Origin of the sequence: Lentzea aerocolonigenes, from assembly GCF_000955955.1 — a bacterium.
Taxonomy (GTDB): Bacteria; Actinomycetota; Actinomycetes; order Mycobacteriales; family Pseudonocardiaceae; genus Lentzea; species Lentzea aerocolonigenes_A.
In genome coordinates, this window is sequence record NZ_JYJG01000220.1 from 1 (window position 1) to 13,513 (window position 13,513).

At 67.7% G+C, this 13,513-nt stretch carries 12 protein-coding genes; 3 read left to right on the top strand and 9 right to left on the bottom strand.

Annotated features, from left to right (window positions below):
* Nucleotides 1-36: 36 nt before the first annotated feature.
* From UK23_RS26695 to UK23_RS26715, 5 genes are all read right to left on the bottom strand, one after another.
* Nucleotides 37-753 carry an ABC transporter ATP-binding protein gene (locus tag UK23_RS26695; protein WP_045314397.1) on the bottom strand — a complete coding sequence of 239 codons (717 nt, stop codon included), beginning with the start codon at nucleotides 751-753 and terminating at the stop codon, nucleotides 37-39.
* Nucleotides 750-1,568 (bottom strand): ABC transporter ATP-binding protein, encoded by an 819-nt coding sequence (locus UK23_RS26700; protein ID WP_045314398.1) that lies wholly within the window; start codon nucleotides 1,566-1,568, stop codon nucleotides 750-752. The genes UK23_RS26695 and UK23_RS26700 overlap by 4 nt, the downstream gene beginning before the upstream one ends.
* Nucleotides 1,565-3,280 carry a branched-chain amino acid ABC transporter permease gene (locus UK23_RS26705; protein WP_045314399.1) on the bottom strand — a complete coding sequence of 572 codons (1,716 nt, stop codon included), beginning with the start codon at nucleotides 3,278-3,280 and terminating at the stop codon, nucleotides 1,565-1,567. Before UK23_RS26705 ends, UK23_RS26700 begins: the two co-directional genes overlap by 4 nt.
* The gene (locus UK23_RS26710; protein WP_045314400.1) at nucleotides 3,277-4,194 is read right to left on the bottom strand and encodes a branched-chain amino acid ABC transporter permease; all 918 of its coding nucleotides are present in this window, start codon (nucleotides 4,192-4,194) and stop codon (nucleotides 3,277-3,279) included. Before UK23_RS26710 ends, UK23_RS26705 begins: the two co-directional genes overlap by 4 nt.
* Before the next feature lie 78 nt (nucleotides 4,195-4,272).
* Nucleotides 4,273-5,499: a branched-chain amino acid ABC transporter substrate-binding protein gene (locus UK23_RS26715; RefSeq protein WP_045314401.1), complete on the bottom strand. Its 1,227-nt coding sequence runs from the start codon at nucleotides 5,497-5,499 to the stop codon at nucleotides 4,273-4,275.
* 226 nt (nucleotides 5,500-5,725) lie between these two features.
* On the opposite strand from UK23_RS26715, the gene UK23_RS26720 reads away from it, so the two are divergent.
* Nucleotides 5,726-7,363, top strand: coding sequence for a hypothetical protein (locus tag UK23_RS26720; RefSeq protein ID WP_156213396.1), 1,638 nt, complete (start codon nucleotides 5,726-5,728; stop codon nucleotides 7,361-7,363).
* On the opposite strand, the gene UK23_RS26725 is transcribed toward UK23_RS26720, so the two are convergent.
* The 4 genes from UK23_RS26725 to UK23_RS26740 all read right to left on the bottom strand — a co-directional run bounded on the left by UK23_RS26725 (nucleotide 7,344) and on the right by UK23_RS26740 (nucleotide 9,956).
* Nucleotides 7,344-7,955: an ANTAR domain-containing response regulator gene (locus tag UK23_RS26725; protein ID WP_045314403.1), complete on the bottom strand. Its 612-nt coding sequence runs from the start codon at nucleotides 7,953-7,955 to the stop codon at nucleotides 7,344-7,346. The genes UK23_RS26720 and UK23_RS26725 overlap by 20 nt on opposite strands.
* Nucleotides 7,956-7,997: 42 nt before the next feature.
* On the bottom strand, nucleotides 7,998-8,816 hold the full coding sequence (locus UK23_RS26730; RefSeq protein ID WP_052685077.1) for a hypothetical protein: 819 nt from the start codon (nucleotides 8,814-8,816) through the stop codon (nucleotides 7,998-8,000).
* Between the two features lie 184 nt (nucleotides 8,817-9,000).
* Nucleotides 9,001-9,603: a hypothetical protein gene (locus UK23_RS26735; RefSeq protein ID WP_052685078.1), complete on the bottom strand. Its 603-nt coding sequence runs from the start codon at nucleotides 9,601-9,603 to the stop codon at nucleotides 9,001-9,003.
* On the bottom strand, nucleotides 9,600-9,956 hold the full coding sequence (locus UK23_RS26740; RefSeq protein ID WP_045314422.1) for a PLDc N-terminal domain-containing protein: 357 nt from the start codon (nucleotides 9,954-9,956) through the stop codon (nucleotides 9,600-9,602). Before UK23_RS26740 ends, UK23_RS26735 begins: the two co-directional genes overlap by 4 nt.
* A gap of 557 nt (nucleotides 9,957-10,513) precedes the next feature.
* On the opposite strand from UK23_RS26740, the gene UK23_RS26745 reads away from it, so the two are divergent.
* Both UK23_RS26745 and UK23_RS26750 read left to right on the top strand, forming a co-directional pair.
* Complete coding sequence (locus UK23_RS26745) at nucleotides 10,514-12,100, top strand: thiamine pyrophosphate-binding protein (RefSeq protein ID WP_045314404.1); 1,587 nt, start codon at nucleotides 10,514-10,516, stop codon at nucleotides 12,098-12,100.
* A 29-nt stretch (nucleotides 12,101-12,129) separates the two neighbouring features.
* Nucleotides 12,130-13,509, top strand: a complete 1,380-nt coding sequence (locus tag UK23_RS26750; RefSeq protein ID WP_045314405.1) for an ArnT family glycosyltransferase — start codon at nucleotides 12,130-12,132, stop codon at nucleotides 13,507-13,509.
* The last annotated feature ends 4 nt before the right edge of the window (nucleotides 13,510-13,513 follow it).

Here is a 13,513-nt window from a genome sequence, read left to right on the forward strand (position 1 = left end):
GGTGGATGAAGGTTCCCTTCATCAATCAAACAGGGGCTAGTGCGCTTCGCCCAGGTAGGCGTCGCGCACCCGCTGGTCGGCCAGCAGTGCGTGACCCGGACCGTCCAAAGTGGTGCGTCCGAGGTCGATCACGTAACCGTGGTCCGACAACGCCAAAGCAGCCAGGGCGTTCTGCTCCACCAGGAGAATGGTGGTGCCGAGCGACTGCAGCTCCTTGATGGTGTCGAAGATCCGCTGCGTCATGATCGGCGAGAGACCCATCGAGGGCTCGTCGAGCATCAGCAGGCGGGGCTTGGACATCATCGCGCGACCGATGGCCAGCATCTGCTGCTCACCACCGGAGAAGAGCCCTGCCTTGTTGTGCCGCCGCTCCCCCAGCACGGGGAAGAGCTCGTACACCCGCTGCATGTCGGCCTCGACGCCGTCGTCCTTGCGGACGTACGCGCCGAGGTGCAGGTTCTCCTCCACGGTCATCCGCGGGAAGAGCCGCCGGCCCTCTGGGCAGTGCGCGATGCCCTCACCGAGGATCGCGTGCGCCGGGTCGTTGTGGATCGGCTTGCCCTGGAACAGGATCTCGCCGGACGCCGGACGCAGCAGACCCGAGATGGTGCGCAGGGTCGTGGTCTTGCCCGCACCGTTCGCGCCGATCAAGGACACGATGTGCCCTGCTTCGACGGTGAACGAGACGTCGCGGACGGCCTCGATCGCGCCGTAGGCGACGGACAGGTTGCGGACTTCGAGCAGCGCGGTCATGCCTGCTCCTCCTCAGCAGAAGCAGCGGCGGCCTCGACTTCGTGCGCGACTTCCTCCGGCGGCTTGCCGAGGTAGGCCTCGACCACCCGCGGGTCCGCCCGCACGGTCTCGGGGCTGCCTTCGACGAGCAGCTCGCCCTGCACGAGCACGGAAACCGAGTCGCACAGCCCGAAGATGAACTTGATGTCGTGCTCGATGACGACGACGGACACGCCCGTCTCGCGGATGCGGAAGATCAGCTGCTGCGTCGCTTCCGTCTCCTGCGGGTTCATACCCGCCGTGGGCTCGTCCAGCAGCAGCACCGCCGGGTCCGTCGCCAACGCGCGCGCGATCTCCAGACGGCGCTGGTCGCCGTACGGGAGGTTGCGCGAGAGCTCGTCGTCCAGGTTGTTCAGGCCGACGAACGAGAGCAGCTCCCGCGAGCGATCGCGCGCCGCCTTCTCACCGCGGTGGTAGGCCGGGCCGTGGAACAGCGAGGCCAGCGGGCCCTGCTTCATCCGGACGTGCCGGCCGACCATCACGTTCTCCAGCACGGTCATGCTGGGGAACAGGCGGATGTTCTGGAACGTGCGGGCGACACCCGCGTCGGTCACCTGGGCCGGGTCGCCGGGCAGGACGTTGCCCTTGAGCAGCACCTGGCCCGTCGTCGGCGTGTAGAGACCCGTCAGGCAGTTGAAGAACGTGGTCTTCCCCGCGCCGTTCGGGCCGATCAGTCCGACGATCTTGCCTTCGTCGAGCGTCAGCGTGACGCCCTTCAACGCCTTGAGGCCACCGAAGACCATCGAGACGTCGCGAGCTTCCAACACAGGCGTCATGCCCGCTTCGCCTCCTCGTGCGCCTCTTCGGCGTTCTCATCGGCACGCTCGATCATCTCGGCGCGCCTGTGCGCATCGGGGATCAGTCCGACAGGGCGGAACCGCATGATCAGGATCAGCGCGAGGCCGAAGATCATGAGGCGCCAGTCAGCGAAGTCGCGCAGCTTCTCGGGCAGCACGAACAGCAGCGCCGCACCCAGGACGGCACCCGGGATCGAGCCCATGCCGCCGAGGATGACCGCCGCGAGCAGCGTGACCGACTCGAGGAACTTGAACGACTCGTACGACACGGTGCCGTTCTTGTGCGCGAACACCGCACCCGCGAGACCCGCGAGCGTGGCACCGATGAGGAACGCGAGGATCTTCATCTTGCCGGTGCGGATGCCCATGGCGCGGGCCGCGTCCTCGTCCTCGCGGATCGCGATCCAAGCGCGGCCGATGCGGCTGAACTTGAGGTTCGCGAACACCGCCATCGTCGCCGCGACGAGCAGCACGATGAGGACGTAGTAGAGGACACCGGCGGGCAGCTTCACCGCGCCGATCGTGAGCGACTTGTTGAACTCGGCGCCGAACAGCGACAGCTGCGGGATGCCCGGGATGGCGTTGGAGCCGTTGGTGATGCCGCCGATGTTGTTCTGCGCGGAGCGGGTGAAGATCTCACCGAACGCGAGCGTCACGATCGCCAGGTAGTCACCGCGGACCCGCAGCGTCGGCGAACCGACGATGGCGCCGAAGATGCCGGCCACGATCGCGGCGATGATCGCCGCGACGGGGAACGGCAGCGCGATGCCGAAGTGCGCGGTGGCCGCACCGGAGAAGTTGGCCGCCACCAGGGCACCGATGCCCATGAACGCCACGTATCCGAGGTCGAGCAGACCAGCGAGACCGACGACGATGTTCAGGCCGATCGCGGTGGCGGCGTAGATGCCGATGTTCGCCGCGACCGTCATCCAGTACTCGTTACCGGCGTCGGTGAACGGCAGCAGCAGCGCGCACGCGGCCAGCACGATCACGCTGAACACGCGGTGCTGCTCGGACAGCGCCGAGAGCCACTTGATGAACCCGACACCGCTCAACGCACCGAGCACGCCGGCGGCGAACCCGAGGAACGACAGGAAGATCGCACCCGCGTACGGGTTCGCGGCACCGACACCACCGGTGGTCAGCAGCGCGGCGACGGCGTACAGCACCGCCGCGAACGACGCCAGCAGCACCAGGTACGCCAGCGGGGTCGAGAGCTTGACCTTCCACTGGCCCACCGGCTCGAAGCCGATGCCGTAGGCCGCGAGGATCGTCAGCACACCGGCGACGAGGCCGGCGATGCTGCCGAACGCGACGGCGCCGTCGAGCGCGGTGATGGCGGCGAGGCCACCACCCTTGACCGTGATGTACGCGCCGTTGACGAACGAGACGAGCGCGGTTCCCCAGCCCAGGGCGCGGATGACGCGACCGCGGGACGGGATCGGCGCGAACGTCGCGACGAGGATGAGCACACCGAGCAGCAGCATGTGCCAGCGGAAGCCGGTGACCTCGAACGGCGCGTCGAAGAACTGCAGCGTCGACTTGTCCGGCCAGTTGCCGTCGTTGAGGCCGAACGTGACCCACGGCAGCAGGGCCGCGACGACGGCGAGAACGCCACCGACGATCGCGAACGGCTTGCCGAGCGGAGCAAGTGCGGAACGCTTTCCAGAAGAAGTGCCGTTGACGCTCATGCGCGCACCCTTTCCGGCTCGCCGAACAGACCCTGCGGGCGGAAGACGAGCACGAGGATCAGCACGACGAAGATCCACACGTAGTCGTACTGGGTGCCGCCCGGCATGTACTGGCCGGCCAAGGTCTTGATCAGACCGATGATGAACGCGCCGATGACCGCGCCGCGGATGCTGCCGACACCACCCAGCACGGCCGCCGTGAAGGCGAAGATGCCGGTCTGGAAGCCCATGTCGATGTTGATGTTGCTCAGGTACCCGCCGTAGAGGATGCCGGCGACACCGGCGAGCACGGCGCCGAAGATGAACGTCAGCACGATCACGCGGTCGGGGTCGACACCCATCAGCTTCGCGGTGTCGGGGTCCTGCGCGGTCGCGCGCATCGCCCGGCCCATCCGCGATCGGTTGATGTAGGTCTGCAGGACGACCGCGAGCCCGACCGACAGCAGGACCAGCAGCAGACCGGTCTTGGAGATGTTCACGCCGCCGAGCGACAGCGCACCCTCGGGGAAGACCTTGGGGTAGGGCAGGTTCGACGTCGCGTTCGGGTAAACGTTGCGCACGAACTCCTGCAGGAACACGGACACACCGAGTGCCGTGATGAGCGGCGCGAGCCGAGGCGCGTTGCGCAGCGGCCGGTACGCGAACCGCTCCATGATCACCGCGACGATGACGGCGACGATGATGCCGCCGACGAACATCAGCGGCAGAGCCACGTACGGCACCTTCTTGAGGTCTTCAGGAAGGAGCCACGTGTAGGTGGCGAGGCCTCCGTACGAGGCCACCATGAACACCTCGCCGTGGGCGAAGTTGATCAGCTGGATGATGCCGTACACCATCGTGTAACCCAGGGCGATCAGGGCGATCAACGCGCCCTGCATCACCCCGTTCACCAGCTGCTGAAGCAGGACTGACACGACTACCTCCGTAAACAGCGGGGGCGAGCAAACAACGCCCGCCCCCGCCGTGGCTTCAATCGTTAATTCGGGTAGTCGTCAGCCGGTGAAGGTCCCGGTCTCGACGTCCTTCCACTTGCCAGAGGTCACCGAGTAGACGGTCAGGACCTTGTTGGTGCTGTCGCCGTACTGGTCGAACTTGACGTCACCGGTGGCGCCGGAGCCGCTGTACTTGCCGACGTTGGCGAGCATGTCGTCGCGCTTCGAGTCGGACCAGTCACCGCTGGAGAGCGTGGTGGCCAGAGCACCGATCAGGGCGTTCGCGGCGTCGTAGGAGAACGCACCGTAGGCGGCGTAGTCCTCCTTGCCGAACTTCGCCTTGTACGCGTCGACGAAGGCCTTGGCCGTGGCCAGGGACTCGGTCGGGGCACCGACGGAGGTGGCGAGGTCGCCTTCCTTACCGCCCAGCTCGATGAACTTGCCGTCGAAGATGCCGTCGCCACCCATGAGCGGGACGTTCAGACCGGCGTCCTTCATCTGCTTCGACAGCGGACCCGCGACCGGGTACTCACCGCCGTAGTAGACGGCCTCCGGGTTGGTGGCCTTGATCTTGGCGATCACGCCGGAGAAGTCGGTGTCCTTCTCGCCGACCTTCTCGGAGCCGACGATCTGGCCACCCTTCTTGGTGACCTGCTTCTGCAGCTCGGCGGCCAGGCCCTCACCGTAGGTCTTGCCGTCGGTGATGATGGCGATCTTCTTCTTGCCGGCCTTCTCGACGAGGTAGTTGGCCGCGTACGGGCCCTGCAGGTCGTCGGTGGTGCAGACGCGGAAGTAGTTCTCGAACTGACGCTTCGGGGCGGTGAGGAAGTCGTTGCCCCTCGTCAGCGTCGGGTTCGTGTTGGCAGGCGAGACCTGAGGAATCTTCTTTTCCTTCAGGATCGGCTGCACCGTCTGGGCGACCGACGAGTTCAGCGTGCCGACGACACCGATGACGGTCGGGTCGGTCGACAGCTTCGTGGCGGCCTGGGCACCCTTGGCGGGGTTGGCCTCGTCGTCCTGCGCGGAGACGGCCAGCTTGTAGCCCTTGACCGTGCACTTCTTGTTCGCCTCGTCCACGGCGAGCTCGGCGGACTGCTTGATGCCGATGCCGAGAGCGGACAGGTTCCCGGACAGCGGGGCGACAACACCGACGGTCAGAGTGCCCTTCGACGTGTCGCAGCTGCCCCCGTTGTTGCCGCCGGCCTCGTTCTTGTTCGAGCTGCAGGCTGCAAGAACAAGCAGCGCTGCGCCGACGATCGCTGCGGACTTCACAGAGTGCTTACGCACGTGATGTCCCTCCTAGTTCCCTGCTCCCGGCGACGCGAGTTCTCCGCGCACCGCTCCACGACCCTCTCCTGAGGGATGGCCGGGAACCTAGGCGATGACTGTGACCGCAGTCATCAAAGCCAATGGGCTCGTGACCATAACGCAACGCGGCGTTATGTTTCACTTAGGGATTCTCACATACCGTAACCTTCGTTCACTCTTTGGACGGCTGCCATAACGTGGACGTATGACTCCGCGTCGTCGGGTGATCGCCGCTGTCGGTGCCGCCGCCGTGCTCGTCGCGGCGGTCCTCGTCCTGCGCGATACCGATGACCGTGGTAAGAAGCCCAGCTCAGAGCCCGTCCGGCTGACCCGGTACGCGTCCTCGTCGGTCAAGTTGCCGTCTCAACCGGCCGCGCCACCACCGCCGTCCTCCGTATGGAGCAGTGACGGCAGGGTCCAATGGGCGTCCGTGGACGGCGCCGCGGGCTACGAGGTGTTCGGCCGGCTCGTCGCGTTGCCGGAGATCACCGGAACAGGGCGGGCCGACGTGCGGGCCGTGGACGCGTTCGGCCAGCGCTCGATCCCCGTTCGTGCCGAAGAACGACCAGGTGACGACACGTGGCGGCAGGCCGTGCTCGGTTCGCTGGACGACTTCGACGACACGTTCCTGGAACGCCGCTACCACCTGAGCGGGCGGCGTGGCTGCGTGAACCCCAGCTCCGGCTCCAACGGCCGGTTGGTGATCGACATGCCGTGCGGGAGCGACACGGCGGTGTTGCGCTCGCGGTCGCTGCTGCGGCTGAACGAAGCGGACGAACTGGGCCGGGTCGCGCTCGTGACGGACGCCGCCGGGCCGCACGGGAAGCTCGTGCTCGACCTCGTTCCCGGAACTCCGGACCGGGTCGGACCCATACCTCCTGCTGATGCGGTTCGCGTGGTGGTGGACGACTCCGTCGCGCCTGGCACGCGCGGTGCGGGCGTTCTGCATCGATTTGAAGTAGTGCTGACACGATCCGGAGTGCGCGTTCTGCAGGACGGCGTGCAGATTGCCGCGTCTCCGGTAGTCCCGGCGTGGCGGGAGGCGAGCGTGCTCGTCGGTCTGACCCCGCCGCCGAGCTATCCGGGGCGCGTCGTGGTCGACGCGCTCGGTCTGAGCGGGTCGCGTCAGGCCGTGGACGAGGTGACCGAGACACAGATCGTGGCGGGCACGTTGCGCGTGCTGGGGCCCGACGAGGAGGCGCCAGGCATCGGCACGGCGCGCGCACCGTTGCGTGGAGCACCATCGGCGCGATTACGGGCAACGATCCGGCTCGGCGACGGCGGTGACGTGAACGGCCTGGTCGCGCAGCTCGGGTCGGAGCGGGTGCCGATGCGGCCGGTGGTGACCGGCTGGTCCGGAGCTCAGGACAGCGAGCTGACCGTGGTCGGCGACGTGCCGGCGGCGTTGCTCACGGTCTCCGGGCCGGACTCGCTGACGCCGTTCGTGCTGCGGATGCCCGGCGCGTCGCAGGCGCAGGTGCTTGAGAGCTACTGGCAGGTGCCGGGGCGGTCTGCGGAGAAGCTTCCGCTCGCCCCGGACGAGCCCGCGCCCGTTTTGCCCGTGATGACGGCTGAGTTCGCCGCTGTGACTCCGGACGACGTGACGCTGGTGATCACACTCGACGCCTCTGCCGCGCGATCAGTGGCGCCGGTGGCGGGCTTTGAGGTGTACGTGGACAGCGGTCAGGTGGCGACCCTGCCGATGCCGGGCGGGATCGGTGGCCGGCACGAGCTGAACCTCGCCCTGACGGGCAACCACACAGTCGAGGTCCGTCTGCGCCCCGAGAATCCCGAGGCGCAGACGGAGTCGGTCTGGCTGGAACTCAGCCGAAGTTCTCGATGACGGCCTCCGCGACGGCCTTCATCGTCGTGCGGCGGTCCATGGCGGTGCGCTGCACCCACTTGAACGCCTCCGGCTCGCTCAGACCCTGCTTGGTCATGAGGATGCCCTTGGCGCGTTCCACGACCTTGCGCGTCTCGAGGCGCTCGGTCAGCCCGGCGACCTCCTGCTCCAGCGCGGCCAGCTCGGTGAACCGGCTGATCGCCAGCTCGATCGCGGGCACCAGGTCCCGCTTCGCGAACGGCTTGACCAGGTAGGCCATCGCACCGGCGTCACGGGCGCGTTCGACCAGGTCGCGCTGGCTGAACGCGGTGAGGATCACGACCGGCGCGATCCGGTTGCCCGCGATGTGCTGCGCCGCCTCGATCCCGTCGACCTTGGGCATCTTCACGTCGAGGATCACCAGGTCGGGGTTGAGCTCGGACGCGAGCTTGATGGCCTCTTCACCATCTGCGGCCTCACCCGCCACGTCGTAGCCCTCTTCGCGCAGCATCTCGACGAGGTCGAGACGGATGAGCGCCTCGTCCTCGGCGACCAGTACGCGAGGGGCCTTGCGCGTGGCTTCGGTTTGGGCCTCGGCAGCCTGCTGGGTCACCGGGGTCCTCCTGACGATCGTTCCTGCGGGCGAAAGCGCAGTCTAGCGGCGGGCAGGCCCCTGATCAGGCTCACCAGCCGTGACGGCAGACACGAACTCGTCCGGCCACGGGTAGGTCCGCATGCCTTCCTCGACGTCCTGAGTGGGCGCTTCGGCTCGGCGCAGCGTGATTTCGCGGCTGGTCCCGAACTCCGGGTGGGCGAGCTTCTGCCTGATGTCGTCCTCCTGCGGGCCACCTGGCCACTCGACGAACCACGCGTTGCCCATCGGAAGTGCTCGCAACCAGCTCGCGTCATGCCACAGGTGTACCCGGCGCAGGAGAGCGCTCCCAGTGGCCGCTTCCGCGGTTTCCTCGTCGTTGCCGCCGCCGTCGGTGTACTCGACGCCGCGGAACTCGTGCATCCAGCGCACGTACCGCAGACCGAGGTCCCACGCGTTCTCGTCGACGCCGACCAGCACGACTCCGGCGTCACCGGTGGTCAGCTCGGACGACCGCCGGTACTGCTGGTGCCGCAAGCCCGCGACGCCCATGCCGTACCCGGCCTCGACGCGGGGCAGCAGTTCGAACAGCAACGGGCCGAGCGCGCGGTCGTTCAGGTGGAGCTTGAGGGTCTCCCCCGGTTCCACCGTCCGGAACGCGTGCGCGGGCCTGATGATGCTCGCCGGCGGCATCAGCTGGAGCATGCTGGCCGCGGTGCAACCCGCCAGCAGCACTTTGGCTTCCAGTTGCCGCTGGGCCTCGGTGGTCGCGTCGGGCAACGGCGCCCCGTCGCGCACGGCGGGCACGGCCTGGGAGAGGTTCTCGCCCGTGTAGGTGCGCCGCAGATCGGCCAGCTGGTCCGTGATGGACAGACGTGCCATGACAGCAGTCCTCGTTTCCGCCGCCCGGCTCGGCAAGACAAGGACGCATGTGTCACGCGTCTACGTGGTCGGTTCGCTTGGGTGAGCAGGAGTTCCTGAACACTGCGGCGGAGTGTGCCGCTCGTTGCCGGGGAGCGGCTCCAGCCTCACGTCTGCTCGGACGCCGACCACCACGGTACCCGGCCTAGTCCGCTCCGACGATCAATTTGTACTTCACGTCGACGTCCTTGCCGTCGGCCGAGCCGCGGATGTGCAGTTCGTGCTCGCCGGACGCGGGCGGGTTGACCCACGCGTAGAGGCCGCAGCCGACCGAGTTGTTCCGGCCCGCCTGCGCGCCGAACGGGTTGCCCGCGCGCGCCTCGTAGGTGAACGGCGTCGCGGAGACCCTGGTCAGCGCCTGCGTGGACCCGTCCAGCAGCACCTCGCCCTGGGCGTTCTTCATGAACCGCTCGCACTCGGCGACGTCGCTCGCGAGGTTCACCACCGGGGCGAGCAGCGGCTTGGAGGCCGGGACCCGGCACTGCCGCTCGACCGGGCCGTCGCCGAGGGAACCGGCGAGCAGCCAGACCTCGACGGGCTGGTCACGCATGCAGAACCGCCCGGAGGTGTCGGACACCGGATTGCTGCCGGTGGGCTGGGAGGCCCAGGTCCACCAGCGCGACTGGAACTCGCCCGGCGCCAGCTTGTCCGAAGTGGACGTTTGGGGAGCTGTGGGCTGTGTCGCCATCTGCGCGTGGCTGCCACAGCCGGCGAGCAGAACAACTAAGAACAGCAGGACTTTCCTCACTGGTTCTCGCGTCCCTTGCGTCGTTGTTCCTCCGCGCGCTCACGGCAGCGGCGCAGGAACTCCTCGTCGTCGTCAGGATTGCCGGCCGCGAACCGCCCCGGCCGGTTGTACTCGGGAAAAGCAGCCGCATCGCGTTCGTACGCACCGAGGCGCGCGCGTCCGGTCCCCACCACCGGACGGCCCGCGACGAGCCACGCGATCGAGCCCACCAACGGGAACAGCAGGACCAGGAGAAGCCACAACATCTTCGGCAGATTGCGAACTGAGCCTTCATCGGTCGTGATCACATCCACGACGGCGAAGATCACCAGACACAACGTCACCACTCCGAACAGCCCACCGAAGTACAGCATCTCCAACCCCCAGGTCGTGCGGTCGCGCACATCGTGGCACAAGGGGACACGCCCTGAACATGGTTCAGCCTTCAATCACCTCGCCCAATTCGCACATCCGTGAAGTTCACCGAAACAAGACGCGCAACATGCCCTTAACACGCACATTTAGTGCCGCGATTTCAGGACCAGCACGACCTGCGCGGACAGCACTGCCGGCCACGGCCATACCTGAGGTGGAATTCGACTGGCCACGCGGGGGGAGCGAGCGCTGCGGACGGTTCGCGCGCTCTGCTGAACAGGCCCGCCGCCGTGGGCCGACCTGAGCAACCAATTCACCCCAGAGGGTGAAATGGCGCAGCGGTGCGGTCGATTTCCGGGAGCCCCGCCGACGTCGGCTCGGGATTGCACTTGCTCGATTCCGGACGCGACCCGATCGAACAACCGGCACTTTCCGCGAGGCCGATCCCACCGCGAGTACCGGAACGTTCACACGAGCCGTGCCGCAGGTGAGGCTGAGCACCAGACCTGCTGCACACCCGTTGCTGAGGGCGTAAGCAAGCCTTAGCGTCCAGGCCATGCCCAAGGGTGCCGAGAGTTTGCTGGAAGTGCTGGCCACGCATGACGTCGAGGTCGTGTTCGGCCTGCCTGGAGTGCACAACCTCGCCATCTGGGAGGCCCTGGAGAAGCACAAGGGCATCCGCATGATCGGAGTACGGCACGAGCAGACGGCTGTGTACGCGGCAGACGGCTACGCACGTGCCACGGGCAAGCTCGGCGTGGCGATCGTGACGACCGGGCCCGGCGCGGCCAACACGCTCGGCGCGACCGGTGAGGCGTGGGCGTCGGGCAGTCCGGTGCTCGTGATCGCCACGGACATCCCCTCGACACTGCGGCAGCCCGGCGTGTACCGGGGCGTGCTGCACGAGACGCGTGACCAGAAGGCCATGTTCGGGCCGGTCACCAAGGCGTCGTTCGACGTGCCGTCCGCGCAGGAGCTGGGCGCGTACACCGGCAAGGCGGTCGAGGCGGCCGTGCAGAGCCCGCACGGGCCGGTTTACCTCGGTGTGCCAACGGATTTCCTGTCCGCGGAGTCACCGCACCACACGCAGAAGAAGGCCGAGCAGGCCCACCTCGTCCCGGACCTCACCGAGGCCGAGAAGCTCGTCGCGACCGCCGAGAGGCCGTTGATCTGGGCGGGCGGTGGCGCGGCGCGGTCGGGAGCGGGCTCCGCGGTCGGGGCCTTGGCGGACAAGCTGAACGCGCCGATCGTCACCACGTACGGGGCGCGGGGACTCACGGACAGCGCGCACGTCGTCAAGGGACCGGTGCACGCGCCGCCGGTCGGGAAGTTGTGGGACGAGGCCGATCTGGTGATCGCGATCGGCACCGACCTCGACGGCATGATGACGCAGAACTGGTTGCAGCCCAAGCCTCCCAAGCTGCTCGCGATCAACATCGACAAGGCCGAGGCGAACAAGAACTACCCCGCCGACGTGACGGTCGAAGGCGACGCGGCGGCGGTCACGGAGGCACTCGCGGCCGCGGTGACCGCCAAGAAGGGCGTCGTCGACGTCGAGGCGGTCAACGCGGAGGTCCTGGCGCTCGTCGAGTCGGACTCCCCCGAGGCGGCGAAGTTGTTGCGCGCGCTCGAAGGCGAGACGGCCACGATCGTCGCGGACATGTGCATCCCCGGCTACTGGATCGGCGGCTTCCACCACGTCACCAAGCAGCGCGGCCTCGCGTACCCGGTCGGCTGGGGCACGCTCGGGTTCGGGTTCCCGGCGGCGATCGGGGCGGCGGTCGCCGGCCCGACGATCGCGGTGGTCGGGGACGGCGGGTTCCTGTTCGCCTGCGGAGACCTGGCGACGTTGCGGCAGGAGAACCTGCCACTGACGATCGTGCTCGTCGACGACGGTGGCTACGGCATGCTCCGGTACGACCAGCAGATCGCGAACCACGCGATCAGCGGGGTGGACCTGACGCGGCCGGACTTCGCGAAGCTCGCGGAGAGCTTCGGTATTCCGGCGGTCACGCTGGACGGGTTCGACGGGCTGCGGGAAGCGCTGGACAGCGCCGCCGGGCCCGCCATGATCGTGATCAACGCCGGGCTCAAGCCGCCGATCAACACTTCGCCTCGCTGGTACCGCAAAAACACCACTTGATCAACGGGTCCCCGGCTACCGTCCCGCCTATGAGACGTGGGCTGGGGATCGTGCTCGCTGTGCAGGCAGTGGTGCTGACCGCGTTGTCGGGACGGTACGGGTTCCACCGGGACGAGCTGTACTTCATCGCGGCGGGCAAGCGGCCCGGCTGGGGCTACGTCGACCAGCCGCCGATCACGCCGCTCCTCGCCCGTCTCGGCACTGAGGTGTTCGGCGAGACGCCTGTCGGTCTTCGCGTGATCGCCACGCTGCTCGCGCTCTGCATCACCGTCGTGGTCGCGTTGATCGCGAAGGAGCTCGGCGGCGGTGAGGTTCTCGCGGCCACCGCGTCGGCGACGTCGACGTTCGTGCTCGCCGTGAGCCACATGCTGTCCACGGCCACGGTCGATCTGCTGATCTGGGTGCTGGTCGGCTACTTCGCGGTCAAACTCCTGAAGACGCGCGACGGTCGCTGGTGGCTCGCGCTCGGTGCCGCGTCAGGGATCGGGCTCGCCAACAAGTGGTTGCTGCTCCTGCTGCTCGCCGCGCTGGCGGTCGCGTTGCTCGTCACCGGGCCGCGCGACGTGTTCCGCACGTGGTGGCTGCCGGCCGGACTGGCGGTGTGCGCGGTGATCGCGGCTCCGGTCGTGATCTGGCAGGCGCGGCACGACTTCCCGTTGCTCACGGTCGCGCGCGGCATCAGCGAGGACGACGGCCTCGAGAACCGCGTCATGTTCATCCCCATGCAAATCCTGATGCTGTCGCCGCTCCTGGTGCCGGTGTGGCTGACGGGCTTCCGGAACCTGTGGCGCGACAAGGCGTTGCGCTCTCTCGCGTTGGCCTATCCGATCCTGTGTGCACTTTGTCTCGTGACAGGCGGCAAGCCGTACTACGCGGTGCCGTTGTTGTTGGTGCTCATGGCTGCGGGCGCGCGTCAGGCGCAGGAATGGTTGTTGCGGCGCAAGGTGATCGGCGGCGTGCTCGTGGCGTTGAGCGTGGTGACCGCCGTGGTCGGCTCGCTGCCCGTCTTGCCGCCCAGCGCACTCGGGCCGGTCATCGCCATCAACGCCGAGCAGGGCGAGCAGGTCGGCTGGCCCGAGTTCGCCGACACCGTCGAGAAGGCGTGGATGCGGAACGACCGACCGGTCGTGATCGCCCGCAACTACGGCCAGGCAGGCGCGATCGAGGCCTTCACGCAGATTCCGGTGTATTCGGGCCACATGTCGTACTACGACTGGGGACCACCGCAGACGTCGAACAAGAAGGTGCTGCTCGTCGGGTTCAACTCGGCGCCGTTCACGGGATGCAGGCGTGTTGCCCAGCACCACAACGTCGTCGAGAACGATGAGGACGGCACGGAGCTGTGGTTGTGCACGGCCCCGGATGGAACGTGGGAAAGCATCTGGCCGACGCTGCGCCGCTACTACTGACAAA